Here is a 26,698-nt window from a genome sequence, read left to right on the forward strand (position 1 = left end):
GGTGCGCCGCACGGGCCGCGGCATGCGGCGCAGCCGGGATGAAGGCGAAGCTCGTCGCGGTGGGCGAGGGCGCACCGGCGTGGGTGGCCGAGGGGTTTGCCGAGTACCGCAAGCGCCTCTCGCACTGGCTTCCGCTCGAACTGATCGAGATCGCGCCCGGCCTGCGCGGCAAGGGCCGCGACGCCGCCCGTGCCACCTCGGACGAGGGCGCACGCGTGCTCGCCGCGGTGCCGAAACAGGCGCACATCGTGACACTCGACGGCCGCGGCAGACCGCATTCGTCGGAGCAGCTGGCGCAGCGGCTGGAGCACTGGCGCGGCCTCGGGCGCGATCTGGCACTGCTCGTCGGCGGGCCCGAGGGCCATGCCGAGGCGGTGTCGGCTGCCGCGAGCGAATCCTGGTCGCTCGGACCGCTGACCCTGCCGCACATGCTGGTGCGCCTGGTGGTGGCCGAGCAGCTCTACCGCGCCGCATCGATGCTGGCCAACCATCCCTACCATCGGGCGTGACCGGGCGGCGGCCGGATGCCGCCCACATCGGCCGTCGCGAGCGTGCGTCCCAACGTTTCCGCAACACGCCGCACAGCCCGACTTGTTAAGCTCACGCGATGCTGTATCTCGCCTCGCAATCGCCCCGCCGCCGCCAGTTGCTCGACCTGCTCGGCTACGACTTCGGCACCCTCGACCTCGACATCCCCGAACACCGCGCCCCCGGCGAACCGCCGCAGGACTACGTCAGCCGCGTCGCACGCGAAAAGGCCGGCGCCGGCCTGCTGCAGCTCGGCGGCGTGGCCGGTGCCGTGGTGCTGGGGGCGGACACCGAGGTGGTCCTCGACGACACCGTCTTCGGCAAGCCCGTCGATGCCGCCGACGCCCACCGCATGCTGCGCCAGCTCTCGGGCAAGACGCACCGGGTCATCTCCAGCGTCTGGCTGGTCGGCGCCGGACGCGAACGCCAGGCCGTGTCGGTGTCGCACGTGCGCATGGCCGCGCTCGACGATGCCACCATCGCGGCCTATGTCGCCAGCGGCGAAGCGTTCGGCAAGGCCGGCGCGTACGCCATCCAGGGCCGCGGCGCGGCGCTGATCGAGCACCTCTCCGGCAGCCACTCCGGTGTCATGGGCCTGCCCATGTTCGAAACCGCGGCGCTGCTGCGCGACTTCGGCCTGACGCCGCGTGCCTGACCCCCGCCTCCGCACCCGCACGGTCCGGCCGCACGCCGATTCCCCCTTTCCGACGCACCACGCCCGGCCGCCATGTCCGAAGAAATCCTGATCAACGTCACCCCGCGCGAGACCCGCGTCGCGGTGGTCGAAAACGGCATGCTGCAGGAAGTGCACATCGAACGCACCTCCAGGCGCGGCTACGTCGGCAACATCTACAAGGGCCGCGTCATCCGCGTGATGCCCGGCATGCAGGCGGCCTTCGTCGACGTGGGCCTGGAGCGTGCGGCGTTCCTGCACGCGTCCGACGTGCTGCGCGCCGCGCCGCTGGACCTCGCCGGCGACGAACCGCCGCTCCCGCCGCAGCCCACGCCGCCGATCGCCGAGCTCGTGCGCGAAGGCCAGGACGTCGTCGTGCAGGTGGTGAAGGACCCGATCGGCAGCAAGGGTGCGCGCCTGACCACGCAGCTGAGCATCCCGTCGCGTTACCTCGTGCTGCTGCCGTACGGCCGCGTGCTGGGCGTGTCGGCGCGCATCGAGGACGAAGCCGAGCGCGCCCGCCTCAAGTCCATGCTCGGCGAGCTCATCCGCGAAGCGCCGTTCGGCTACATCGTGCGCACCAACGCCGAAGGCCAGCCGGGCGAGGCGCTGGCCGAGGACGTGGCGTACCTGGGCAAGGCGTGGAGCGCGATCCAGGCCGCGATCGGCACCTCCCGCGTCGGCCAGTGCGTGTACGAGGATCTGTCGCTGCCGCTGCGCGCGCTGCGCGACCTGATGCGCGACGAGGTCGAGAAGGTGCGCGTGGATTCGCGCGAGACGCTCGAACGCATCCAGCAGTTCGCGCACCAGTTCATGCCCGATTTGGCCGAGCGCATCGAACATTACCCGGGCGAACGCCCGATCTTCGATCTCTACGGCGTCGAGGACGAGATCCAGAAAGCCATGCAGAAGGAGGTGCCGCTGAAGTCCGGCGGCTACCTCGTCGTCGATCAGACCGAGGCGATGACCACCATCGATGTCAACACCGGCGCGTTCCTCGGGCACCGCAACCTGGAGGACACCGTCTACCGCACCAACCTCGAAGCCGCGCAGGCTGCCGCGCGGCAGCTGCGGCTGCGCAACCTCGGCGGCATCATCATCATCGATTTCATCGACATGACCGACGCCGAGCACCGCCGCCAGGTGCTGCGCCAGCTGGAGAAATCGCTCACGCGCGATCACTCCAAGTCCACCGTGTACGAATTCTCGCCGCTGGGTCTGGTCGAGATGACGCGCAAGCGCACCACCGAGAGCCTCGAGCGCCAGCTCTGCGAACCGTGCGGCACCTGCGGCGGGCGCGGCAGCGTGAAAACCAGCGAAACGGTGTGCTACGAGATCTTCCGCGAGATCACCCGCGCGGTGCGGCAGTTCGATGCCGAGAAACTGCTCGTGCTGGCCTCGCCGAAGGTGGTGGCGAAGATCCTCGAGGAGGAATCCGCGGCGGTGGCCGAGCTCGAGGAGTTCATCGGCAAGACGATCCGCTTCCAGCCGGACGAACAGTATGCGCAGGAGCAGTATGACGTCGTGCTGCTCTGAGTCCGCGCGCCGCCGCGACGCCGGTCGCGCATGACCACGCCCTGGCGGCGGCGCGCCCGCCGCACGCGCCGCGTGCTGGCGTACGGGACCGCGACGCTGCTGATCCTCGCGGCCGTGGCGGTGGCACTCGCCAACCAGTTCCTGCCGTTGATCGCGCGCCATCCCGAGCGCGTCGCGGCCTGGCTGTCCGAACGCATCGGGCAGCCGGTGACGCTCGATGCGGTGACGGCGCGCTGGAGCCGCTCCGGGCCGCTGCTGACGGTCGACGGACTGCGCCTGGGCAGCGGCGACGACGCGTTCGAGGTGGCCCACGCCGATCTGCTGATCCGCATCTATGCCGGCGTCCTGCCGAACGTGCCGCTGACCGAGCTGCGCCTGCGTGGCCTGGATCTGCGCCTGGCACGCGATGCCGACGGCAGGTGGAAGCTCGACGGACTGAGCGCCGCGCCGCAGCAGGCATCGCCGCTCAAGCGGCTGGAAAACGTCGGCGAGCTGCGCGTGGAGCAGGCGCGCCTGCGTCTGAGCGATGCGGAGTCGGGCCGCAGCTGGGACCTGCCGCGCATCGACGCACGCCTGCGCGCGATCGGCGGCCGCTTCCGGCTCGGCGTGCGTGCCGCGGGCCGCGGCGACGACGGCACGCTGCACGCCGTCGCCGACGTCACGCACGATCTGCGCAGCGGCCGCCTCTACCTGGAGGGCCGCGCACGCGACTGGCTGCCGCTGCTCGGCGACGGCGCCATCGCCGGAATCGACGTACTGCAGGCGAGCGGCACCGTGCAGGTGTGGGCCGACGTGGGCGACGGCGCCCTGCAGTCGGCGCGTGCCGAACTCGCGCTCGCTCCGCTGGTGCTGCGTGGCGCCGCGCCGGTGCAGATCGCCGATCGCAGCTTCGAGCCGCGCTACGGCATCGAGAGCGTGCGGGGTGCGCTGCGCTGGCAGCGCGACGCCGACGGCTGGCGCGCGGACGCCGCCGATCTGGTGTTCGACAGCGGCGACACCGCGATGACGGTCGGCGCGCTGGCGGTGCGATCGAGCGCCGCCGACGGCTGGCGCGTGCGCGCCGACGCGCTGGAAGTGTCGCCGCTGCTGTCGCTGTTCATGCTGAGCGAGCGGGGCGCGCCGGGCTTGCGCCGCTGGCTGTTCGAGGCTTCTCCGCGCGGCCGCATCGATGGCCTGGACCTGCACTGGCGCGATCGCGCGCAGTTCGACGTGCGGGCGACCGTGACGGGGCTCGGCTGGCAGCCGGCCGGATCGATGCCGGTGCTGCAGGGCGTGACCGGCCGCATCGACGGCGATGCGCAGGCGCTGCGCCTGCAACTGACGCCCGGCGCCTGGCGGGTGGAGGTGCCGGGCGTGTTGCGCGGCCCGTTCGTGCCGCAGGTCGATGGCGAGATCCTCGCCTTCCGCACGGCCGACGCGTGGCGCATCGAGACGCCTGCGCTGCATCTGATGGAACCGGACTACCAGATCGCGCTGGCGGGCGGCATCGAGCTGCAGGACGACGGATCGCGCCCGCTGCTGGATCTGCGCGCCGATGTCGGCGCCGCGCCGATCACCGCGGCGAAACGTTTCTGGGTCATCAACAAGATGCCGCCGAAGGCGGTGGAATGGCTCGACGAAGCCTTCGAGCAGGGCCGCGTCACGCACGGCAGCGCGCTGTTCCGCGGCGACGCCGACGACTGGCCGTTTGCCGCCGGCGAAGGTCGCTTCGAGGCACACGCCGACGTGGCCGACACCCGCCTGCGCTTCCGCAACGATTGGCCGGTGGGCGAAAACGTCAACGGAAGCGCCACGTTCGTCAACGCCGGCCTCACGTTCGATGTACGCGGCACACTGACCGGCAACAGCATCGCGTTCGCGCGCGGCGGCATCGAGAACCTGCGCGACCCCATCCTCGCCATCGACGCGGAAGGCGAGGGCACCGGCGGCACCCTGCTCACGCTGCTGCGCCGCAGTCCGCTGCAGGAGAAATTCGGCAGCTATCTCGACGGCCTGAGCATCGGCGGCGAGGCGCGCGTGCAGGTAGGCCTGGTGCTGCCGCTGAAGAAGGAACTGGGCGAGCCGCGCGTCGAAGGCCAAGCGGACCTCGTGCGCGCGGACCTGCGCGACAGCAAGTGGGATCTGGCATTCGATGGCGCCAGCGGCCGCGTGCGCTTTTCCGAGAAGGGATTCTCCGCCGAGGAACTCAATGTCGGTTTCGGCGGCGCCGTGGCAACGCTCAACGTGGCGGTGGGCGACTACACCTCGTCCGAGGCGTGGATCGCGCAGGCCAGCCTGCGCGGGCGCTTCGGCGTCGATGCGTTGCTCGCGCCGCGCGAGGCACTGCACTGGCTGCGCCCGTGGCTGCGCGGCGAATCGAACTGGGTGCTGGAATTGAGCGTGCCGCGTGGCGACGGCGCGCGCGCGGCGGTGCAGAACCTGCGCGTTGCCTCCGATCTGGTCGGCACCGCGATCGACCTTCCCGCGCCATTGCGCAAACCTGCCGAAGAACGCCTGCGCCTTGTGCTCGATGTCGGACTGCCCACCACCGACGGCGCCATCGATCTGCATCTGGGCCAACTGCTGCGCCTGCGCGGCAGGCTGTCGGATGCGTCGGGGTTTGCCGGTGTCGCGGCGTTCGGCGATGCGCCCGAGGTGCCGATCCCGACCACCGGTCTGATCGCCGTCGGCCAGGTCCCGGTGCTCGATGCCGCAGGCTGGGCTGGCGTTGCGCTGTCGGGCAGCGGCTCCGGCGGCGGCGGACTCCTGCGGGCGGACCTGCACGCCGGCGAACTCGACGTGCTCGACCGCGCCTTTGCCGAAACCCGCCTGCGCTTCGAACGCGACGGCGACGAATCGATCCGCTTCGATCTTGCCGGCGCCACCCTGCAGGGCAACGTCACCGTGCCGTTGCGCGACCTGCCGACCCGCGGCATCAGCGCGGACTTCGAACGTCTGCACTGGCCCAGCGCCGCGCCCGGCGCCGGCGCGACGCCGGTGGCGACCGATCCCGCAGCCATCCCGCCGCTGCATCTGCAGATCGCGGACCTGAAGTTCGGCGATGCGCGGCTGGGGCAGGCGCGCCTTGAAACCTATCCGACGCCCGAAGGCATGCACGTCGAACGGCTGGAAACCAAATCGCAGGACATGGAACTGCACGCGCGCGGCGACTGGACACGCATCGACGGCCGCGAACGTTCGAACTTCCGCCTCGATTTCTCCTCGCACGATCTGGGCGCGATGCTGGTCGCACTCGGCTTCTCCGAACTGATCGACGGCGGCGACACCGTGGCCGAACTGCAAGCCACGTGGCCCGGTGCGCCCTCGGCGTTCGACTTCGAGCGGCTCGACGGCCGCCTGTCCACCACGGTCGGCAAGGGTCGCGTGCTCGAAGTGGAACCCGGCGCCGGTCGCCTGTTCGGGCTGCTGAGCCTGACCGAAATCCCGCGTCGCCTCGCGCTCGACTTCAGCGATTTCTTCAAGTCCGGCCTCGCGTTCAACCAGATCTCCGGCAGCTTCGTGCTCGACGGCGGCAACGCCTACACCGAGGACCTGCGCATCGACGGTCCCGCCGCCGAAATCCAGGTGCGCGGACGCACCGGCCTCAAGGCCAAGGACTACGACCAGACGATGGAAGTGCTGCCCAAGGCCAGCAGCATGCTGCCGGCCATCGGCGCACTCGCCGCGGGCCCGGCCGGCGCGGCCATCGGCGCGGTGGCGCAGGCGGTGCTGCAGCGCCCGCTGAAGCAGATGACGCGCAAGTACTACCGGGTGCAGGGCACGTGGGCGGAGCCGGTCATCGAAACCATCGAACGCGGCGCCGAGCCTGCGGGTCCGGCACGCCAGGCGCCGGACGCGCCGCCGGGCAATGCACCAAACGCGGAGCCACCCGCTCAGGCTCCGCCGGCCGAGCGCAGCCGGCGGCGCTGAGCGTCGCCGCACTCAGTCCAGCACGCGCTCCGAGCGCATGACCGGATACAGGTTCAGGCGCTCGTCGTACGCCGAATGACGGCGATAGAAGAAATCCAGGCGCGCGTTCGGGTCGGCGGCGAAGGCCGCATCGGCGTCGAGCTTGCGCGCGAATTCCTCGCGCAGCGCGGGATCGGCCGCCAGCTGCACGCGCGCCACGTCCTCGGCCACGTAGGCTTCCATGTACTCCTTCTGCTCGAAGGCCTGGTTGAAGAATCCCCAGGCGGCGAGCGAATCGCGCGCGCGCGGCTCCAGCAGCGTCATCAGCAGCCGCGACTTCGGCTGCGCGATCGGAACGAACAGCGCGCCCGCGCCGACATCGCGCCGCTCCTCGCGCCATTCGCCCTCCAGCACCAGGGTCTGGTGGCTTTCGAGCGGCGCGGCGGCGAATGTCGTCTTCGTGGCGCGGAACGTCTGCAGCGGCACCGCGCGGCCTGCGACATCGAGGCGGCGGTAGGCGATTGCGTGCGCATCGAGCTTGCGCGCCACGAGGTCTGCGAACGCCGCCGGGACCACGTATCCGCCGCGCGGTGCTTCGATGGCGAGCGAGGGCCGCATGTCGTCGCGCATGGGCACGTTCCACACCTGCGGCTTGCTGTCGTCGTAACGCGTCATCAGCGTGCCCGAGATTTCCGACGGCATGCGGGTGTATTCATAGCCGCGAAACGCGATCGTGCGCACTGCATCGCCCGGGGCATATTCGAGCGCCACCGGCGTGCCGCCGAGTTCACTCGCCGCGGCATCGGCCGCGCCGGCGGCACGCAACCAGGACGCGCCGTCGCGCGCGGCCAGTGCGAGCGTGTCGACGATCAGGTTGCGCGTGATCCGCACGCGCACCGGGTACGGCTTCCACGAATGCGTTTCGAGCAGCATGCCGAAGCGGTTGCGCAGCCAGTAGTAGCCGGTGGAAAAACGCGCGGCCGAGACGCTGTCGGCGAAGCCCGACATGGGATCGTCGGATTTCACGAACGAGGGATAAAACGCGAGCGGCAGCGACCCCTGCGCCGTCAGCGTGCGCAGCAGGTCCGCGGTGAGCGCCTTGCCGGCCGTACGCAGGCCCGCGTCGCCGGCGTAGAGCGGCTCGGTCTGCACCGACATGTCGTGTTCGAATTTCGCGCCGTCGGTGACGTGCAGATCCACCGTCAGGATCGGCTCCCAGCGGTTCGCCAGCGCCAGCATCGCCTGCATTTCGGGTGCATCGACCTTCACATAGTCGCGGTTGAGGTTGAAGTTCTGCGCCGTCGTGCGCCAGCCCATCGCCTCGGGGCCGTTCTGGTTGGGACGGTTCCAGCGTCCGAAGCGTTCGTGGCCATCGACGTTGAAGACCGGCACGAACAGCACGACGACCTTGTCGAGCGCGCCGCGCGCCGCGTCGCCGTCGAGTACCTCGCGCAGCGCGAGGAAGCCCGCATCCTTGCCGTCGATTTCGCCGGCATGGATGCCGGCCTGGAACTGCACCACGGGCAACTGCTTCGCGCGCGCGGCGGCGGGGTCCAGCGCGCCGCTGCGCGAGACCACCAGCAGTTTCATCGGGCGGCCCTCCGGCGTTGTGCCGAAGGTTTCGCAGCGCACCGCGTCCGGGTGGCGCTGCGCGAAGGCCTCGCACAGCGCGACGGTTTCGTCGTAACGACCGGTCTGCCGGTACGCGGAGCGCTCGCCGAGCGTGGCCAGATCGTTGGCCGGCGAGAGTGCCGGCAGCAGCGCCACGCACGTGGCGGCGACAAGGGTGCGGAGTGTGGGCATGGGCGCGGGCGCAGCGGGAAAGCGCCATGGTAGCAACGCGCGACATACGCCAAGGCGGCATGCGGCGGAGCGTTGTGGCAGCATGCGGCGCTGCCGCGTCCGGCCGGGGGACGGCGGCGTGGCCCACACGTCCTGCCGGGAGTCCGCGATGCATCCGAATCCGTTGCGCTGGCTGCTTGCCGCAGCCCTGTGCCTGCCCTTCATCGCGGTCGCGGCCGTGCCCGGCGACGAGGCCGAGGGTTCGCCGGCCTTCGTCGACATCGCCGGGGCCGACGTCGAAGGCGCCGTGGCGGTGGCGGTGCAACCGGACGGCAAGATCCTTCTCGCGGGCGGTGCGCGCGTGGGCGACAGCGTGCAGATCGCGTTCGCGCGGACGTTGCCCGACGGCACGCCGGACGCGGGTTTTGCCGACGGCGGCCAGCGCCGCGTCGGCTTCGGCGGCGACACCGACAGCATCGCGAGCTGGATCGGCGTGCTGCCCGACGGCCGCATCGTCATCGTCGGCAGCGTGGTCGACCCGGACACCGCCACCGTGTCGATCGTGGTGATCCGCCTGCTCGCCAACGGCGAATTCGACACCACCTTCAGCATCGACGGTCGCGCGCGCTTCGGCGAGGACATCGGTGCGTTCTGCGGCTTTCCGTTCGCGTTCGACAGTGTGACAACCAGCTGCGGGGTCGCGCTGTTGCCGGACGGCAGCGTCGTGCTCGCCGGGGGTGCCACGCAGCCCGAGCCGGCGGGCGCGGCCAAGGGTCTGGTCGGCTTCGGAGCCGGCGTGCTGCTATACAAGATCCGGCCCGACGCCACCCCCGATCCGGGCTTCGGCGTCGCCGGGCGGCGCTTCTACGGCCACGTGCCCGGGCACCCGGACACGGTGTTCTACGGCCTGCTGACGTCGCTGGTCCGGCGCGACGACGGGCGGCTGCTGCTGGCCACCGGCGGCATCGCCGCAGGTTCGGAGCAGCCGACGATCGCGCTCGCGCAGTTCCGTGCCGACGCTGCGCCGGACACCGCGTTCGGCGATGGCGGCGCCACGCTCGTGCCGACCGAGATCGGCGACGCCTTCATCGCCAGCGGTCTGCGGCTCACGCGCACGGGCCGCATCATGGTCGGCGCGGTCGCGATCCTCAGCGGCGTGCGCGCCTTCGTGGCGGCGCGTTTCCTCGCCGACGGCACGCCGGATGCGAGCTTCGGCAGCGGCGGCGTGGCCGGCGTGTCCTTCGACCTCTCCGGCAACCCGGACAGCGACGACACCGCCGCCGCGCTGCACGTCGACTCCGCAGGCCGCGCCTACGTGATCGGCCACGCGGAAATGCCGCCGTTCGAGGGCCAGGTGAACTACGACGTGGCGATCGCGCGCTTCACGCCCGCCGGCCAGCCGGACACGGCATTCGCGCCGGGCGGCAAGGCGACGTACGGCTACGACATCTCGGCCGGCGGCTCGCCGTTCGTCGTGCTGCGCGAGCGCGCGGCCGACGTGGCCGTGGACGGGCAGGGCCGCATCGTGGTGGTCGGTTCGAGCGAAGGCCCGGGCGACCTGGACGGCATGCAGCTGCGCACCATCTACACCGACGACCTGTTCCGCAACACCTTCGAGTGACGCCCGGCGCGCCGAGGCGTCGGCCGGGCGCGCGGCCTCACTGCGGGTCGCGGATGACCAGCAGCCGGATTTCGGTCATGTCCTCGATCGCGAAGCGCACGCCTTCGCGGCCGAGGCCCGAGTCCTTCACGCCGCCGTACGGCATGTTGTCTACGCGCCAGCTCGGAACGTCGTTGATGACGACACCGCCGACCTCGAGCACGTCCCACGCGCGCATCGCCTTGTGCACGTCGTTGCTGAAGATGCCGGCCTGCAGGCCGAAGCGGCTGGCGTTGACCTGCTCCAGCGCGTCTTCGAAATCGTCGAACCGGTAGAGCGAGGCGACCGGGCCGAACGCCTCCTCGGCGTGCAGTTTCACGTTGGTCGGCACATCCTCCAGCACGCTGGGTTCGAGCATCGTGCCGTCGCGCGAACCGCCCTGCAGCAGGTGTGCGCCGGCGGTCACCGCCGCGTCGATCCAGCCTTCCAGGCGCACGGCCTCGGACTCGGAGATCATCGGACCGATGAATGTCTCTTCCTTGCGCGGATCGCCCATCTTCAGCGCCTTCACCGCGGCGACGAACCTGTCGCGGAACTGGTCGTAGATGTCGGCATGCACCAGCACGCGCTGCACGCCGATGCAGCTCTGTCCGGACTGGTAGTAGGCGCCGAAGATCACGCGCTCGACCACATGGTCGAGATTGTTCTTCTGGTCCGCATCGACGATGACGGCGGCGTTGCCGCCCAGTTCCAGCACCACCTTCTTGCGCCCGGCCTTTGCCTTGAGCATCCATCCAACGTCCGGCGAGCCGGTGAAACTGAGCAGCTTGAGGCGATCGTCCTCGGTGAAGAGATCGGCGCCGTCGCGGTGCGCGGGCAGGATCGAGAACACGCCGTCGGGCAGGTCGGTTTCGGCCAGCACCTCGCCGATGATCAGCGCGCCGATCGGCGTGCGGCTCGCGGGTTTCATCACCCACGTGCAGCCGGCGGCGATGGCCGGCGCGATCTTGTGCGCGGCCAGGTTGAGCGGGAAGTTGAACGGTGCGATCAGCGAGCACGGACCGATCGGCACGCGCTTCCACATGCCGCGGTAGCCTTTTGCGCGGGCCGAGATTTCGAGGTTCATCACCTCGCCGCCGATGCGCACCGCTTCCTCGGCCGCGACGCGGAAGGTGTCGATCAGGCGCGAGACTTCGCCGCGCGAATCCTTGATCGGCTTGCCGGCCTCGATGCAAAGCGCGATCGCCATCTCCTCGGCGCGCTCGGTGAAGCGCTGCACGCAGTGCATCAGCACCTGCTGGCGGCGGTATGGCGCAAATGCGGCCATCGCCGCCTGCGACTCCACCGCCGCAGTGATACCTGCATCGATGGCCTGCGTGTCGGCAAGCGCGACGCGGGTCGCGACCTTGCCGGAGAACTTGTCGGTCACCTCCAGATCGGTGTTGGCGAAGACGGGCTTGCCGGCGAGGTAGTAGGGATAGGTGTCGTTGAGCATGTGCTCATCCTCCATCGGATCGAAAAGGGCGGTGGACGGTCCTGCAATTGCAACCCGGTGCGACGCGAGGCGACGGAACTCAGACGCTCGCGCTCAGCGCGCGAATCTCGTGATTGAGGATACGGTCGTTGTCCGAATAGTCGACCGGCACCTCGATCAGATCCACGCCCGGCATCGCCAGCGCACGTTCCAGCAGCCCGGCGAAGTCGTCGGCGGATGCCGGCCGGTGCCCGCGCGCGCCGTAACTCTCGGCGTACTTCACGAAGTCGGGGTTGCCCGTGTCCATACCGAAGTTGGGAAACTCCATGTGCGCCTGCTTCCACTTGATCATGCCGAACGCATCGTCGCGCAACACGATGACGACGAGGTTCAGATGCAGGCGGACGGCGGTTTCCAGCTCCTGCGAGTTCATCATGAAGCCGCCGTCGCCCACCACCGCCACGACATTCCGGTCGGGGAACACGATCTTGGCCGCCATCGCCGACGGCAGCCCCGCGCCCATCGTGGCGAGTGCGTTGTCGAGCAGCAGGGTGTTCGGTTGCCGGCAGCGGTACTGCCGCGCGAACCAGATCTTGTAGATGCCGTTGTCCAGGCAGACGATGTCGCGCTCGCCCATCACGCGCCGCACGTCGGCCACGATGCGCTGCGGGTACATCGGAAAGCGCGCGTCGTCGGCGCCGTCGCGCAGTTGCCCGGCGAGCGCGGCGCGGACGGTGTCGAACCAGGAAAAATCCCAGTGCGGCTGCGGTTCGAGCCGCTGCTTGAGCCGCCACACCGAGTTGGCGATGTCGCCCACGACCTCGATCTGCGGGAAGTACACCGTGTCCACCTCGGCGCTGAAGTGGTTCACGTGGATCACCGTGCGGCGGCCACGGTTCATGAAGAACGGCGGCTTCTCGATCACGTCGTGGCCGACGTTGATGATGCAGTCGGCGCGCTCGATCGCGCGGTGCACGAAGTCCCCGTCCGAGAGTGCCGCGTTGCCGAGCCAGAGCGGATGGGTTTCGTCGACCACGCCTTTGCCCATCTGCGTGGTGAAGAACGGAATGGCGAGCTTGTCGACGAATTCGCGCAGCATCTTGCTGGTGGTGCGGCGGTTCGCGGCGGCTCCCACCATCAACAGCGGACGCTTCGCGTTGTCGATCGCCTCGACCGCATTGGTGATGGCCTTGTCGTCTGCCACCGGTCGGCGCGACGCGCTTTTCGGGATCAGGATGGCATCGGTCGGGTCGCCCGCGATGTCTTCGGGCAGCTCCAGATGCGTGGCGCCGGGCCGTTCTTCCTCGGCCAGCCGGAACGCCTCGCGCACGCGCGCCGGAATCGTGTCGGCCGAGACGATCTGGCGGGTGAACTTGGTCAGCGGCTTCATCATGTCGACGATGTCGACGATCTGGAAATGCCCCTGCTTGCTCGACTTGATCGGCTTCTGCCCGGTGAGCATGCACATCGGCATCGCACCGAGCTGCGCATACGCCGCCGCGGTGACGAGGTTCGTGGCGCCGGGTCCGAGGGTGGAGAGGCAGACGCCGGCCTTGCCGGTGAGGCGGCCGTAGGTGGCCGCCATGAAACCCGCGGCCTGTTCGTGCCGGGTCAGGATCAGGCGGATAGTGGACGTGCGCAGCGCCTCGAGCAGATCGAGGTTCTCCTCGCCCGGAATGCCGAACACGTACTCGACACCTTCGGCTTCAAGCGCACGGACGAACAGGTCCGATGCCTTCATGCGACGCTCCCGCGATGGCGATCCCGGAAGCATAGCGGCTCGCGCACGCCACGCGTGCACACGCGTGCGGGGCGTGACTGCGGGTCAGCGCGTGGTGTCGACCGCGGGCCGCAGCGGGATGCGGAACAGGTAGACCGGTTCCGGAAACGGCCCGTCGAGATTCACGCCACTGATGCGCGTGGCGCTCATGTTCCACGGCAGGATGTCGGCGATGTCCGTCGGCCCCGATGGTGGCGAGCCGAACCCGCCGAGATTGATCAGGCTGCAGTCGGCCGTGTCGTCGCCGAGTCCGACCTCGCATGCGATCGACGAGGCATAGGACCCGCCGCCGAACTCGGACGGCGGGCCCCACTGCTCGTCGGGGACCGCGATCAGGGCGGAGTAGGTTTCGCCATCGAGGCTGACGGTTTCCACATCGGCGAACGTGTAGGCCGACGACTTGAAAAACGGAGGCGCGTCGATCGGCGTCGTCGCGTAGACACTCGTCTGCGCCCAGGCGCCCCCGAGTGCCGGAAGCGCATGTGGCCCGAATTCCTCGGCCAGCGGATCGCCGGCAAGCGGCTTGTCCAGGTAGTCCGCCCCGAACGGCAGCAACGACAGCGCCAGCGGCGCGTCATCGCCGATGGTCAGTCGCGCACGCGTTGCGCCGACGAATTCGAGGCGCATCGACCGGGTCGAATCGATCTGCGGATCGGTGTGTTCGCACGCGATGCAGCTGCCGCCGGCGAACGTGACGAGGTCGGCCTCCAGCACGTCGCCGACGGGGGCACCGGTGGCGAGCGACCACGTGGCGTTGCCGTCGGCGTCGTAGCCGTAGACACCGACGGCGATCAGGTCCGGGCGCACGTCGATGGTCACGCCTTCTCCGAAGCGACCGGCGATCTGCCAAATGCCCGACTGCGGTTCGTTCGGAGTCGACGGCACACGGAAGCCGATGGCCGTGGTCGGTGCGCCGGCGATGCGCATCGCGGACAGGTCGGCGGGATCGAACCGTGCTCGCTCGCTGGGCGGCAAGGTGTCGTGGTGTGCGTACAGCAGGCACAGGCTGGGTGGATCTTCCGCGGCCGGGTTCGCACCGCACGCGACCGAGTAGTCGCCGCCGTCGAGAGTCCCATCCGCAGGTTCGGTGGCGAAACTCGCGCCTTCGTCGGTGATCTGCATGCTGATGAACGTGACATCGATGCTGCCCATGCCGCCCGGCGCGGTGTCGGAAAAGACCCAGCGCCCGCAGAGGTCGGGAATCGCGTCGGTCGTGCCGCTCGCGCCCGCAAGATCCAGACCCTCGACGTAGTCCGCGCCGAACGCAAGCTGCCGCATCGGACGCGCCGGGCCGTCGCCGATGGACACGGTGCCGGCCGCACTGGCCTGGAACTGCAGCGTCACGGCAAGCGAATCGACCGCTGCAGGCGATCCATCGCCGCGGGCGAACCGCGTCAATTCGACGGCGAGCACGCCGTCCACCAAGGCCCCGGCGCCGGAGTACCAGGTGCCGTTGCCGGCATCGTCGTAGGTGTAGAGCCCAACGCCGATGGCATCGTCGCGCACATCGAGCGTGAGGCCGGAGCCGTTGGCGCCGTCGATCTGCCAGACGCCGTCGGCGGGAACCCACACCTGCGCCGACGCGGTGGCGGACAGGCCTGCAAGCAGGACGGCGAGCAGCGGTAATTTGGTTGCCATCGTTCTGTCTCCATCGGATGCGAGGGCCGTCACCGTCGCAGCGGTCGGCCTCCGGTACTGCTGCGATTGCAGCGATTCTCCCACCGTGTGAACGCGGCGTCCTGCGACGCAGGTCACGGCGTATCGCTGGCCGTCGGCAGCTGGAAGCCCCACACCGTGGCATCGAGGCCGCCCGTGCCGGTGCCGATGTAGCGTGTGCCGCTGAGGTCGGAGAGATCGCCGACGGCGTGCGATTCGAACGCGGGCGGATCGTCGATCTCGCTGTCCTCCACGGCGCGGTAGAACATCTCGCACGTGGCCACGGCCGCACCGCCGAAGGTGCCGCAGTCGAGCGAGCGCTGTTCGTTGAACGGTTCGGGCACGAGGCCGCGCGCGATGTCGGCGGCGCGGGCGGAGATGCGCGCCGCGTGCACGCCGTCGTCCGCCGGCGTGACCTCGTGATCGATGAAGTCGAGTGCCACGCCGGCATCGGGTTCGCGCTGCGTCGCGACATCGCTCTGCGTGAAGGCCCAGCGGCCGCTCAGCCGCGGCACCGGATGCGGACCGAAGTCGATCTCGAGCGGATCGTTCTCCATGGGCGACTGCACGTAGCCGGTGCCGTACGGCAACAGCACGAGCGTGATCGGATCGGCGTTGTCGATCACCAGAAGGGCGCGCGTGGCGCTGACGAACTGCAGCGACAGCGCACGCGTGACCGTCTGCGCCTCGGGATCCTGCTGCTCGCACGCAAGGCAGCTGCCGCCGCTGAATGCCGTCAGCGTCGCGGCGAGCGTGTTCTGCACGATCGGACCCTGTGCGAGCGACCACGTGGCGTTGCCCTCGGCGTCGTAGGAAAACAGTCCGACGGCAGCGCCGTTCTCGCGCACGTCGAGGGTCATGCCCGAGCCGTTGCGGCCCACGATCTGCCAGATGCCCGGTTGCGGCGCCGCCTGCACATCGGCGGGAATGCGGAAGCCGAACACGTCGCCGAATTCGTCGGTTCCGGCGGCGCGGTTCGGCGACAGGTCGCGCGGATCGAAGCTGCCTACCAGGCGCGGCACATCGCCCGATTCGACCGGCAGGATGCCGGCGACGAGATCGCAACGCGTGCTGGCTTCGAACGGGGCACAGCGCATCTCGTACGTGCGCAGTGCATCGGGACGCCCGTCGACGGGGTAGTCGATCGAGCGGAACAGTGCGGTGCGGCCGTCTTCGGACACGGACGAAACCGCAAACTCGACGTCGTAGGCCGACGACAGACCCATCGCTTCGCTCGGTCGCGTGGCGAACAGCCAGTGCCCACGCAGGTCGGGCAAGGCGTGGGCCGGGAGGCCTTGCGGTGTCCAGCCGCTCATGTAGTCGGCACCGAACGCCAGGTGTTCGGTCGCGATGTTGTTGGTGCCGTCGAAGCTCAGCGTCGCGTGCGTGCTGTCCGAGAAGGTCAGACGGAACTCGCGCGGCGCACCCACCGCCTCGACCACGCCGGGCGCCGTCTCCCGGTAGAGCGACAGGTCGGTGTCGAGCACGCCGTCGACGAGCTGGCCCGCACCCGAGTACCACACGCTGTCGCCGTCTTCGTCATAGGTGTACAGACCGATGCCGACGGTGCGGTCGCGCACATCCAGCGTGAGGCCCGACCCGTTGGACGCAGGGAACCGCCAGACGCCTTCGGCAGGAAGCGGTACCTCGGCGTGGGCGCTGTGTGCGATGCCGCAGGCGGCGAGAAAGACGAATCTGCGCATGGAATCACTCCGGAAGCTGCCGGCCGCGCCGGCGAATCGACATCGAGTGTTGCATGCCGCACGGCGCACACGCGCACGCGTTAGCGCGCCGTAAGAAAAACCTTCATGGTTCGTTACGTCTTCGGCGCACGCGTCGCGCACGCTGCACTGTGGGCGGTCGATGCGCCATGCAGAACGCATGTGCCGCTCAGCCGCGCAGCAGTTCCTGCACGAAGGTCGCATCGTCGGCGGGCATCGCCGTGGCGGACGCGGGTCGGGACAGAAGGGCGGCGAGCGCCGGCGGCGGCGGCACGCGCGCGCCGACGAGTGGCTCGACGATGGTGTCGAACTTCGCCGGATGCGCGGTCGCGGCCACCGCCCAGATGCCGTGCGCGCGCCCTGCTGCGCGTTCGCGCTGCAGGGCGTGCACGGCGGTGGCGGTGTGCGGGCAGATCGCGAAGAAGTGCGCGTCCCACACGTCCTGGATGGTTCGCGCGATGGCGTCGTCGTCGACCGCGATCGCGCGCAGACCGGCACGCAGCGCGTTGTCGTCCGGCGTGAGCCAGCGCAGGCGCTCGAAATTGCTCGGCGCACCGACATCCATCGCGTTGGCGAGCGTCGCCACGCTCGCGCGCGGCGTGTACGGCGCACCGTCGAAGAACTGCGGAAGCACGTCGTTGGCGTTGGTGGCGAGCAGCACCTTGCCGATCGGCAGCCCGATCCGCCGCGCGAGGATGCAGGCCATGGCATTGCCGAGGTTGCCGGTGGGAATCGCGAAGTTCAGCACGCCGCCGTGCGCGCGCCGGTGCTCGAGCGCAGCCTTGGCGTAGTAGCTCATCTGCGGCAGCAGGCGACCCAGGCTGATGCTGTTGGCCGAGCTCAGCGCCACGCGCGCCTGCAGTGCCGTGTCGCCCAGCGCGCGTTTCACCAGCGCCTGGCAGTCGTCGAAGCTGCCGGCCACGCGCAGCGCACGCACGTTGTCGCCGAAGGCACCGAGCTGATGCGCCTGGCGCGGCGAGACGCGACCGTCGGGATAGAGAATCACCACGCGCAGTCCGGGCGCGCGGTGGAACGCGCCTCCGACCGCCGCACCGGTGTCGCCCGAGGTCGCAACGATGATCGTGAGCGGTGTCTGCGCGCCCGCGCGCAGGCGTGTCAGGCAGGCAGCGAGGAAGCGCGCGCCGAAATCCTTGAACGCGGCCGTGGGGCCGTGGAAGAGTTCGAGCAGGTGCGTGTCGTCGCCCAGCGGCCGCAGCGGCGCGGGCACGTCGAAGGCCTCGTCGCAGATCGCGTCGAGCTCGGGCGCGAGCGCGTCGCCTGCGAAGAACGGCCGCAGCAGCGTGGCGGCGATCTGCGGCAACGTGACGCAGTCGGCGAAATCCGCGGGCGACAGCGAGGGCAGGGTGTCCGGCACATAGAGCCCGCCGTCCGGCGCGAGGCCCGCGGCGATGGCCTGCGAGAGCGTAACCGCCGGTGCACCGCCGCGCGTGCTGACGAAGCGCATCACAGCACCTCCGCGCGCGGGCCGTTGATCGGCGACACCCAGCCTTCGCTCGCGACGCCGATGGCGTCGAAGGCTGCGCGCATCGGCATCAGCGCGGCCTGCGCCGCGTCGCGCGTCTCGAACCAGGCGAACACGCTGGGTCCTGCGCCGGAAATGCTCGAACCCATCGCGCCTGCGTCGAGCGCAGCGCGCTTGACCGCCGCAAAGCCCGGGATGAGCGACGCGCGGCGCGGTTCCACCAGCACGTCCGCGAGTCCGGCGCGGACGAGTGCGGCATCGCCGCGCAGACAGCCGGTGAGCGTCAGCGCAAGGTTCGCGTTCTGCGCGACGAAGTCCTTGAGTTCGTACGCGCCGCGCAGCGCCTCGCGCGCGTGGCGCGTTTCGAGCACCTGCTCCGGATGCACCAGCACGCAGTGCCAGTCGTCCGGCACGCGGATCGAAACCAGTTGCGTTGCGGTGGCCAGCGTGAGGCCCCCGAGCAGCATCGGGCCGACGTTGTCGCCGTGGCGGCCGCCGCTCGCGACGGCCTCGCCATCGACCGCGAAACCGTACAGCTCGGCGCGCGTCAGCGGTGTGTCGAGCAGCGCATTCGCGGCGACGAGCGCGGCCACGCTCGACGCGGCGGAGCCGCCCATGCCCGATCCGAGCGCGATGCCCTTGTCGATCTCGATCTCGAAGCCGCAGGGCAGGGCCAGCGCCTCGCGCAGCGCGATCAGCGCGCAGCCCGCGGTGTTGTGCTCGGCATCGAGCGGCAGCGCGGCATCAGTGCCGCGGATCGCGGCGATGCGCACGCGCGGCTCGTCGATGCGGCGCACCGTGGCCGTGTCGCCGGGGCCACGCAGGGTGTGGCCGAGCAGGTCGAAGCCGACGGCGACATTGCCGACGCTGGCGGGGGAGAACGCGGTGGCTTGGTGGGGCATGGGATCGTTCGTGGTCGTTTCGTGATGGCTCAGGAGCGCGCCCCCTTCCGCCTGCCGGCACCTTCCCCCGCTTTGCGGGAGAAGGATTCCAGTGAGGGCAGGCAACACGCGCCGGGAGCCGTTGTTTCTATAAGTGGTGCGAAGAGACTCCAAGTTACCCGGCTTTGCAGCGAAGAAATCCTTCTCCCGCAAAGCGGGGGAAGGTGCCGGCAGGCGGAAGGGGGCAAGCGCAGCGACACAGTCTCCGCCACGCAAACGCCATCAGACCCGCGCCCCCAACGCCGTCGCCACGCGCAGCAGATCGGCAAACACCCCGGCCGCCGTCACATCGGGCCCGGCCCCCGGCCCCTGCACCACGAGCGGGTTGTCGCAGTAGCGCCGCGTGCTGAACAGCACGATGTTGTCGGTCAGCTGCAAGTGCGCGAACGCATGCGACGCCGGCAGCGCGCGCAGCCCGACCTGCGCGCGTCCTTCGCGATCGAACGCGGCCACGTACCGCAGCACGTTGCCCTGCGCCTGCGCGGCGGCGAAGCGCGCCCGCATCGCGTCGTCGAAATCGCCGAGGCGATCGAGAAATTCCTGCGCCGACACGGCGACCAGTTCCGGAGGGATCAGCGATTCCACCTGCACATCGTCGAGGCTCAGCGCGTATCCGGCTTCGCGCGCGAGGATCACGAGCTTGCGCGCCACGTCGGTGCCGGAGAGGTCGTCGCGCGCGTCCGGTTCGGTGTAGCCGAGCGCGTGCGCTTCGCGCACCAGCTGCGCGAACGGCAGCACGCCGTCGTAGCGGTTGAACAGCCACGCCAGCGTCCCGGAAAAGATGCCCTCGACGCTATGCAGCTCGTCGCCGGTGTCGAGCAGGTCGCGCAGGGTCTGGATCACCGGCAGGCCCGCGCCGACGGTGGCCTCGTAGCGGAATCGCGCGCCGCCCGCCGCCGCCGCCGCGCGGATCGCGTGGTAATGCGGCAACGGCCCGGCGCCGGCCTGCTTGTTGGGCGTGATGACATGGATGCCTGCCGCGAGCCAGTCCGGATACTTCGCGGCGACCGCTGGACTTGCGCTGCAATCGAGGATGGCCGCGTGCGGCAGGTGTGCGGCATGGACGTGGGCGACGAAGGCGTCGAGATCGCTCGGCGTCGCGGCGTCGAACTTGGCGCGCCAGTCGCCGCTGTCGTGTTCGCCGAGCCAGGCGCGGCGACTGTCGGCGATGCCGCGCAGGCGCAGGTCGAGATTTGTGTCTCGCAGCAGCCGTGGCGCGGACTGTGCGATCTGGTCGAGCAGCGCCGCACCGACCTTGCCCGGACCGATCACGCCGAGCGAGATCGTCTGCGGCGACAACCAGAACCCGGCGTGCGCGGCGCGCAGCGCGCGCGTGGCATCGGCCGCGGCGATCGCCACCGAGATGTTGCGTTCCGACGCGCCCTGCGCAATCGCGCGCAGGTTCACGCGTGCACGCGCCAGCGCGCCGAGAAAGCGTGCCGCGACGCCCGGCGTGCCGGCCATGCCGTCGCCGACGGCCGCGAGCACGCTGATGCCCGCTTCCAGCGTCACCTTCTGGATCTGGCCCTGCGCCAGCTCCGGCGCGAACGCGCGCTCCAGCGCCGCACGGCCGGTCTGCGCCTGCGCCGCGCGCACCACGCAGCAGATCGAATGTTCCGACGAGCCCTGCGAGATCATCACCACGGAGACGTTCGACGCATGCAAGGTCGCGAACACGCGTTCGGCCGTGCCGGGCACGCCGATCATGCCGCTGCCCTCGACGTTGAGCAGCGCGAGATCGGACACGAGCGACAGGCCCTTGGCCGGCAGCAGCGCGGCGGTGTCGCCGGCCGCGTCGATGCGCGTGCCCGGGTGCGCGGGATTGAAGGTGTTGCGGATCACGATCGGCAGGCCGCGCGCGATCGCCGGCGCCATCGTCTGCGGGTGGATCACCTTGGCACCGAAATAGGCCAGCTCGCAGGCTTCGTCGTAGGAGAGCTTCGGCAGGTACACCGCGTCCGGCACCGCGCGCGGGTCGGCCGACAGCACGCCGTCGACATCGGTCCAGATGTGCAGTTCGGCGGCCTCGAACAGCGCGGCGAAGATCGCGCCGGAAAAATCGCTGCCGTTGCGCCCGAGCGTGGTGGCCGCGCCTTTCGCGTCGCGTGCGACGAAGCCCGTGACCACCACGCGTGCCTGCGGATGTTCGTGCCGCCACGCGGCGAGCCGGCGCGCGCTGGCGTCCCAGTCGACCACCACGCCGAGCTCGTTGCGGCCCACTTCCATCACGTTGCGCGCATCGAGTACGGCCACGTCGTCGCCGGCGGCGCGCAATGCGTCGGCCAGCAGCCGCGCCGACCAGACCTCGCCCAGGCCGTGCACCCGTGCCAGCGCAGGTTCGCCCGACGCGCCGAGCAGGGTGAGCGCGGCGAGGATCGCATGCAGATCCTGGAACTGCGCATCGAGCCATGCCAGGGTGATGTCCGCGTGCGTGCCGAGCAGGGTTGCCGCCGCGGTGCGATGTTTTTCGTGCAGCGCATCCCAGTGCGGCTGCCAGTCCTCGCCGGCCACGGCGGCGTCGCCGAGCGCGATCAGCGCATCGGTGACGCCCTGCATCGCCGACACCACGGTCACCTGCACGGCGTCGTCGCGCCCGCGCAGCAAGCCGGCCACGTGCGCGTAGCGCTGCGCGCTGGCGAGGCTGGAGCCGCCGAACTTGTGCGCGACCGTCGTCGCCAGAGATAGGACGGCCGCGTGCTGCGGGGACGGTGCTGGATCGAGCGCGCTCATCGGACCTCCGGTTGAGGCCCCGCTCGCGTCGGACGGGGTTCGCTGCCGCGGCCCGCATCCTCGTCGAGGTGCGGGGCCGGGTTCGTTTATCTGTCCACGGCCGGACGCACCCTGCGACGGGTGGTGGTCGCGGTAATCGACGTGGGCGTCGGTGACGTGTTGCGGGGCAGCATCGGGCTAGAAGAACCCGGCAGGGTGCGGCCTGTCAAGCGCTGCGTGCGGCGGCGGGCGCCGGCCGCGCTGCAGCAATCGGGGCGCGTCGGCGCTTCGTCGGCGGGCAGGGCTCATTCCGTCGGCGCCGTCGCCTGGCCGATCCACAGGCGATTGCCGTCCGGATCGTCGAACCGGAACTCGGTCATGCCGTAGAACGATTCCTCAAGGTCCGGAACCTGCACGCCGTTGGCGCGGATCATCCGGTGGTACGCCACGATGTCGTCCGGATACAGGTACAGCACCGATGCGCGCGGCAGCGACGGCGCCACGTTGATCGATTCGTCGAGCATGATCCGGCACGCGTCGAACCGCAGCATCGCCCAGCGCCAGCCGTCGTTGCGCTGCTCGACCTCGAAGCCGAGCAGGCAATAGAACGCGACGCTCGCCGGCATGCTTCGCACCGGCAGCATCGGGACGATGCGCGTCATCTTCATCGCAACCACCAGAATTGGCCTTACATCGTGACAGCATACCGCGTGCGCGATGCGGGGATCGCCGCGTCGCGACCGCGTCCGCTACGGCAGCGTGAACCTGCGCGTCGCTCGCAGCGGCCACAGCGAGGTGAACTTCACGCCGCCCACGAGGCGATACGCGGCCGACACCCCCGCGTCGACGCCGAACCCCTGCAGCACCTCGCGCGCGCGGCGGAACGTGTGCCGCGGATCGGCGGTCAGCATGAAGAGATTGATCTCCTTCGCGCTGATGTCGTAGCCCTCCAGTTCCACCGCAGCCCCGAGCGCCGCACGCAGCGCATCCTCGACCGTGGCGAGGAAAGCCTCGTCCGCGAGCGACTTGCGCCACAGTTTGATGACGAGCTGTTGTTTCAAGGTTGTGCCCCGGTGGCTGCCTGGGTTTGCGCCGTTCGGTCGCACGCCGATCGGGAGCCCGGGTGCACTCTAGCCGATCCGGTCGATCGCCCGGCGTGGGGCCACGCCGGCGCCGGCGAACAGCCGATCGATGTTGTCGCGTGGCCGCTGTGTGCGCCGAATCCCGGAAAAGAAAAGGCCCGGAGGTGATCCGGGCCCATTCGATTGGTGGAGGTGGCGGGAGTCGAACCCGCGTCCGGAAGCACTCCATCCCCGGCACTACATGCTTAGCTCGGTGTTAGGTCTCGTCCGCGGGCAGCACACCGTGCAAGGCGCACCCGAAGACCAGTCTGTTGTGATCTAGCCAGGTGCTGACAGACAGCCACCCCCGGCGATTCCGTGATAATGACCCTACATCCACGAGCACGGACACAAGTGGGTTCGGGGCTAGGCCTTAAGCGGCCAGTGCGTAGACGTCGTCGTTCGCGTCTAAAGGTTTGCAGCTGGATTAACGAGGAAAGCTACCCCCTCGGCATGCGCCAGGTGATTTCGCGACCCCCGTCGAAACCGGTACACCCCCGGGGGAAATCACTGCAACTGACAAGACCGAGTGTAGGGGCGGGGTGCGGTGGACTCAAGGGGCAGCGCGCGTCGACGCGGATGCGGTTCAGCGCCGCGACGCGCTTACACTGTGCGGCTTGAGTATCGAGCGAGGTGGGCGTGGGGCATATCGTCTGGTTGGCGTCGTATCCGAAGTCCGGCAACACTTGGCTGCGCGCGTTCCTGGCCAATCTCATCGCGGACCGGCGCGACCCGCTGCCGCTGGCGGAGCTTGCGCGCTACTGCGAGGACGAGGCGCTGCCCGAGCACTATTCGGCACTGGCTGGGCGGCCGAGCGCGGAGCTCGATTTCGACGAGATCACCCGCCTGCGCCCGCAGGTGCACGCACGGATCGCCGCCAGCCACGCCGGGACGGTGCTGGTGAAGACGCACAACCGCGCAGCCAGCATCGACGGCTACCCGCTGCACAACCCGGACGTGGGCGCGGCGGCGATCTACATCGTGCGCAATCCGCTCGACGTGGCCGTGAGCATGACCGAACACTTCGGCCTGACGCTCGACGAGGCCATCGATTATCTCGGCGCGGACAACGCCGGCACGCTCAACGATGCGTTATACGTGTCGCAGTCGCTCGGCGCGTGGTCGCAGCACGTGGCGAGCTGGGCCGACCAGGCCGGGCCGCGCCTGCTGGTGCTGCGCTACGAGGACATGCTGGAGAAGCCTGGCAAGACGCTGGCGAAGGCGGCGCGCCTGGTCGCACCCACGGCGGATTCGGCGCGCATCGATCGCGCGATGAAGCACGCGAGCTTCCGCGAACTGTCGCAGCTGGAGCGGCGCGACGGCTTCGCCGAGCGCTCGGCCAAATCGACCAAACAGTTCTTCCGCGTGGGTCGCGCCAACCAGTGGCGCGAGGTGCTGAGCCGGGCACAGGTGGAGCGCGTGGTGGCGGCGCATCGTGTGCAGATGGCGCGCTTCAAGTACGTGCCGCCCGGCTACTGAGCGCGCGGCACGGGCCGCATCAGGCTTCGCGGTTGTGCCGGCGCATGGTGCGCTGCTTCTCGAGCTTCCAGTCGCGTTCCTTGCTGGCGTTGCGCTTGTCGTGTTCCTGCTTGCCCTTGGCCAGCGCGATCTCGACCTTCACTTTGCCGCTTTTCCAGTACATGGCCGTCGGAATCAGGGTGTAGCCGTCGCGCTCCACGCGGCCGATCAGGCGATCGATCTCGTGCGAATGCAGCAGCAGCTTGCGCGTGCGGCGATCGTCGGCCAGCACGTGGGTGGAGGCCGAGATCAGCGGCACGATCTGCGCGCCGAACAGGAAGATTTCGCCGTTCTTGACGATCGCATAGCTCTCGGCGAACGCGATGCGCCCGCCGCGCAAGGCCTTCACCTCCCAGCCCTGCAGCATGATGCCGGCCTCGTAGCGATCCTCGAGCGAGTACTCGTGGCGTGCGCGCTTGTTGAGCGCGATCGTCGAGCTGCCGCTCGATCCGCTATCCTTGCCGTTCCTGTTTTTCTTCGTCATCGTGAGTTCCTGGAATCGTCCGATTGTCGCCGAAGCGGCCGGCGCGGGCGAGTGCGGGTGGAAGGGGCACCATGCCACGTATCCAACGCAGCGCGCTGGTCGGCTGCAGCGCGCAGCAGATGTTCGACCTGGTCAACGATGTGGAGGCGTATCCGCAGCGTTTCGAGTGGTGCGAAGCGGCGCAGGTGCGCGAGCGCACGGCCGATGCGCAGGTGGCTCATCTCGACGTGCGCCTGGGCGCGCTGCGCACCGCGTTCGCCACGCGCAACACGCTGCTGCCGCCCGAGCGCATCGAGATGCGCCTGGTCGACGGGCCGTTCCGTGCGCTCGCCGGCGTCTGGGAGTTCCGGGCACTGGGCGACATCGGCGTCAAGGTCAGTCTGACGATGGACTTCGAGGTGGCCGGCAAGCTGGTGGGCTCGGCACTCGCGCTCGGATTCCAGCATCTGGCCGACCGCATGGTCGACGATTTCGTGCGCGAAGCCACGCGTGTCTGCGACTGAGCCGGCCGACGACCTGCGGATCGAGGTGGTGTACGCGCTGCCGCACATCGTGCACGCACGCACGCTGCGCATGGCGGCGGGAAGCACGGTGGCGGACGCGGTGGCGGTGTTCCTGCGCGACGACCGCGTGGCACTGGCCCACGACGGTGTCGGCATCTTCGGGCGTCGCTGCGATGCCGCAACGCCGCTGCGCGACGGCGACCGGGTGGAGCTCTACCGTCCGCTCGTGGCCGATGCCAAGCAGGTGCGCCGCGAACGCGCGCGGCTGGGCAAACGCTAGCGCCGCTGCTGGCGGCGGGCGTTGTCCTTTTCCTTGTCGCGCGGCAGGTTGCCGTAGCGGCGGGATTCGCGCATCAGCTCCTCGTCCTGCTCCGGGAAATAGTCGCCCTCGATGGTGGCGAGCGCATCGCCGTCGAAGGTGAGTACGAGGTTCTTGATTTCCGGATCGCGTCCGCGGCGGCTGACCGTGGCGATGTAGTCCCAGCGCGACTGGTGGAACGGATCGGCCACCATCGGCGAGCCGAGCAGCGCGTGCACCTGACGTTTGTTGAGGCCGGGTTCGAGCTGTTTGACGCTCGCTTCGTCGAGCAGGTTGCCCTGGTGCACGTCCACCTTGTAGATGAGGCCGCAGCCGCCACACAGCATGGCGACGAGCAGGGCGAGGAAAAGCTTGGGCATGCGTGCAATCCGCGGTTCCGAATCGCGCGGATGATACACTACGGCCCGCTCGGGAACTGAATGGCCAGCCGCGCGCGACGCGTCGCCAGCGCGCCGTTCCGAGGCTCCGACCGTCCTCCGCCGACCGGCGCTGCGCGCCGGTCCCGGCCCGATTCGATCACTTCCGTGCGGCGCGCCGGCGCCGCGCGCCACGACGATGGAGCATCGCCATGGAATCCCAGGAACTGCGCAAGGTCGGCCTGAAGGTGACGCATCCGCGCATGCGCATCCTCGACATCCTCGAACGCGCCAGTCCGCGCCACGTCACCGCCGAAGACATCTATCGCCAGCTCATCGAGCACGACGAGGACATCGGCCTTGCCACCGTCTACCGCGTGCTGACCCAGTTCGAGGCGGCGGGCCTGGTGCTCAAGCACAATTTCGAGGGCGGGCAGGCGGTGTTCGAGCTCGATCGCGGCCACCACCACGACCACATGGTGGACCTGGACAGCGGCAAGGTGATCGAATTCACCAGCGAGGAGATCGAGCGCCTGCAGCACGAGATCGCCGAGCGCCACGGCTACGTGATCGAGGAGCATTCGCTGGTGCTGTACGTGCGGCGCAAGCGCGGCGCGGCGAGCTGA

21 protein-coding genes and 1 other RNA gene are annotated in these 26,698 nt (G+C 69.7%); 9 read left to right on the forward strand and 13 right to left on the reverse strand.

Features of this window, described 5'->3' with window-relative positions:
* Nucleotides 1-38: 38 nt before the first annotated feature.
* The 4 genes from rlmH (at nucleotide 39) to HNQ52_RS10460 (ending at nucleotide 6,646) form a co-directional block, all read left to right on the forward strand.
* Nucleotides 39-509: a 23S rRNA (pseudouridine(1915)-N(3))-methyltransferase RlmH gene (gene rlmH, locus HNQ52_RS10445; RefSeq protein WP_183961078.1), complete on the forward strand. Its 471-nt coding sequence runs from the start codon at nucleotides 39-41 to the stop codon at nucleotides 507-509.
* A 98-nt stretch (nucleotides 510-607) separates the two neighbouring features.
* Nucleotides 608-1,183, forward strand: coding sequence for a Maf family protein (locus HNQ52_RS10450; RefSeq protein ID WP_183961079.1), 576 nt, complete (start codon nucleotides 608-610; stop codon nucleotides 1,181-1,183).
* Between the two features lie 72 nt (nucleotides 1,184-1,255).
* Nucleotides 1,256-2,737 carry a ribonuclease G gene (gene rng, locus HNQ52_RS10455; RefSeq protein WP_183961080.1) on the forward strand — a complete coding sequence of 494 codons (1,482 nt, stop codon included), beginning with the start codon at nucleotides 1,256-1,258 and terminating at the stop codon, nucleotides 2,735-2,737.
* A 30-nt stretch (nucleotides 2,738-2,767) separates the two neighbouring features.
* The gene (locus HNQ52_RS10460) at nucleotides 2,768-6,646 is read left to right on the forward strand and encodes a YhdP family protein (RefSeq protein ID WP_183961081.1); all 3,879 of its coding nucleotides are present in this window, start codon (nucleotides 2,768-2,770) and stop codon (nucleotides 6,644-6,646) included.
* A gap of 12 nt (nucleotides 6,647-6,658) precedes the next feature.
* Here the strand turns inward: HNQ52_RS10460 and HNQ52_RS10465 are convergent, their stop codons facing one another.
* Nucleotides 6,659-8,428 carry a M14 family zinc carboxypeptidase gene (locus HNQ52_RS10465; protein ID WP_183961082.1) on the reverse strand — a complete coding sequence of 590 codons (1,770 nt, stop codon included), beginning with the start codon at nucleotides 8,426-8,428 and terminating at the stop codon, nucleotides 6,659-6,661.
* A 148-nt stretch (nucleotides 8,429-8,576) separates the two neighbouring features.
* Here HNQ52_RS10465 and HNQ52_RS10470 point away from each other — a divergent pair, with 148 nt between their 5' ends.
* Complete coding sequence (locus HNQ52_RS10470; RefSeq protein ID WP_183961083.1) at nucleotides 8,577-10,028, forward strand: delta-60 repeat domain-containing protein; 1,452 nt, start codon at nucleotides 8,577-8,579, stop codon at nucleotides 10,026-10,028.
* A 37-nt stretch (nucleotides 10,029-10,065) separates the two neighbouring features.
* Here the strand turns inward: HNQ52_RS10470 and HNQ52_RS10475 are convergent, their stop codons facing one another.
* The 10 genes from HNQ52_RS10475 to ssrA form a co-directional block, all read right to left on the reverse strand.
* Entirely contained in the window at nucleotides 10,066-11,502 is a 1,437-nt protein-coding gene (locus HNQ52_RS10475) for an aldehyde dehydrogenase family protein (RefSeq protein WP_183961084.1), read from the reverse strand.
* A gap of 79 nt (nucleotides 11,503-11,581) precedes the next feature.
* Nucleotides 11,582-13,222, reverse strand: coding sequence for an acetolactate synthase large subunit (locus HNQ52_RS10480; protein WP_183961085.1), 1,641 nt, complete (start codon nucleotides 13,220-13,222; stop codon nucleotides 11,582-11,584).
* A gap of 84 nt (nucleotides 13,223-13,306) precedes the next feature.
* Nucleotides 13,307-14,899, reverse strand: a complete 1,593-nt coding sequence (locus HNQ52_RS10485; protein ID WP_183961086.1) for a hypothetical protein — start codon at nucleotides 14,897-14,899, stop codon at nucleotides 13,307-13,309.
* A 113-nt stretch (nucleotides 14,900-15,012) separates the two neighbouring features.
* Complete coding sequence (locus HNQ52_RS10490; RefSeq protein ID WP_183961087.1) at nucleotides 15,013-16,620, reverse strand: hypothetical protein; 1,608 nt, start codon at nucleotides 16,618-16,620, stop codon at nucleotides 15,013-15,015.
* Nucleotides 16,621-16,807: 187 nt separating this feature from the next.
* Nucleotides 16,808-18,103 carry a threonine synthase gene (gene thrC / locus HNQ52_RS10495; protein ID WP_183961088.1) on the reverse strand — a complete coding sequence of 432 codons (1,296 nt, stop codon included), beginning with the start codon at nucleotides 18,101-18,103 and terminating at the stop codon, nucleotides 16,808-16,810.
* A complete protein-coding gene (locus tag HNQ52_RS10500; protein ID WP_183961089.1) occupies nucleotides 18,103-19,023 on the reverse strand; it encodes a homoserine kinase in 921 nt (306 codons plus the stop codon). Before HNQ52_RS10500 ends, thrC begins: the two co-directional genes overlap by 1 nt.
* A gap of 261 nt (nucleotides 19,024-19,284) precedes the next feature.
* Nucleotides 19,285-21,792 carry a bifunctional aspartate kinase/homoserine dehydrogenase I gene (thrA, locus tag HNQ52_RS10505; protein WP_183961090.1) on the reverse strand — a complete coding sequence of 836 codons (2,508 nt, stop codon included), beginning with the start codon at nucleotides 21,790-21,792 and terminating at the stop codon, nucleotides 19,285-19,287.
* A gap of 284 nt (nucleotides 21,793-22,076) precedes the next feature.
* Complete coding sequence (locus HNQ52_RS10510) at nucleotides 22,077-22,439, reverse strand: VOC family protein (protein WP_183961091.1); 363 nt, start codon at nucleotides 22,437-22,439, stop codon at nucleotides 22,077-22,079.
* A gap of 81 nt (nucleotides 22,440-22,520) precedes the next feature.
* On the reverse strand, nucleotides 22,521-22,832 hold the full coding sequence (locus HNQ52_RS10515; RefSeq protein WP_183961092.1) for a hypothetical protein: 312 nt from the start codon (nucleotides 22,830-22,832) through the stop codon (nucleotides 22,521-22,523).
* A gap of 205 nt (nucleotides 22,833-23,037) precedes the next feature.
* Nucleotides 23,038-23,391, reverse strand: a transfer-messenger RNA (tmRNA) gene (ssrA, locus tag HNQ52_RS10520).
* Nucleotides 23,392-23,531: 140 nt separating this feature from the next.
* Here ssrA and HNQ52_RS10525 point away from each other — a divergent pair.
* Complete coding sequence (locus HNQ52_RS10525; RefSeq protein WP_183961093.1) at nucleotides 23,532-24,371, forward strand: sulfotransferase domain-containing protein; 840 nt, start codon at nucleotides 23,532-23,534, stop codon at nucleotides 24,369-24,371.
* A gap of 19 nt (nucleotides 24,372-24,390) precedes the next feature.
* Here HNQ52_RS10525 and smpB read toward each other — a convergent pair whose 3' ends face one another.
* A complete protein-coding gene (gene smpB, locus HNQ52_RS10530; protein WP_183961094.1) occupies nucleotides 24,391-24,894 on the reverse strand; it encodes an SsrA-binding protein SmpB in 504 nt (167 codons plus the stop codon).
* A 71-nt stretch (nucleotides 24,895-24,965) separates the two neighbouring features.
* Between smpB and HNQ52_RS10535 the strand changes: the two genes are divergently transcribed.
* Nucleotides 24,966-25,397 carry a type II toxin-antitoxin system RatA family toxin gene (locus HNQ52_RS10535; protein ID WP_183961095.1) on the forward strand — a complete coding sequence of 144 codons (432 nt, stop codon included), beginning with the start codon at nucleotides 24,966-24,968 and terminating at the stop codon, nucleotides 25,395-25,397.
* The gene (locus HNQ52_RS10540) at nucleotides 25,384-25,677 is read left to right on the forward strand and encodes an RnfH family protein (RefSeq protein WP_183961096.1); all 294 of its coding nucleotides are present in this window, start codon (nucleotides 25,384-25,386) and stop codon (nucleotides 25,675-25,677) included. The genes HNQ52_RS10535 and HNQ52_RS10540 overlap by 14 nt, the downstream gene beginning before the upstream one ends.
* Here the strand turns inward: HNQ52_RS10540 and HNQ52_RS10545 are convergent.
* On the reverse strand, nucleotides 25,674-26,075 hold the full coding sequence (locus HNQ52_RS10545) for an outer membrane protein assembly factor BamE (protein ID WP_183961097.1): 402 nt from the start codon (nucleotides 26,073-26,075) through the stop codon (nucleotides 25,674-25,676). The two genes, HNQ52_RS10540 and HNQ52_RS10545, sit on opposite strands and share 4 nt — an antisense overlap.
* A gap of 209 nt (nucleotides 26,076-26,284) precedes the next feature.
* On the opposite strand from HNQ52_RS10545, the gene fur reads away from it, so the two are divergent.
* A complete protein-coding gene (gene fur, locus HNQ52_RS10550) occupies nucleotides 26,285-26,698 on the forward strand; it encodes a ferric iron uptake transcriptional regulator (protein ID WP_183961098.1) in 414 nt (137 codons plus the stop codon).

Origin of the sequence: Chiayiivirga flava (assembly GCF_014202825.1) — a bacterium.
GTDB lineage: Bacteria > Pseudomonadota > Gammaproteobacteria > Xanthomonadales > Xanthomonadaceae > Chiayiivirga > Chiayiivirga flava.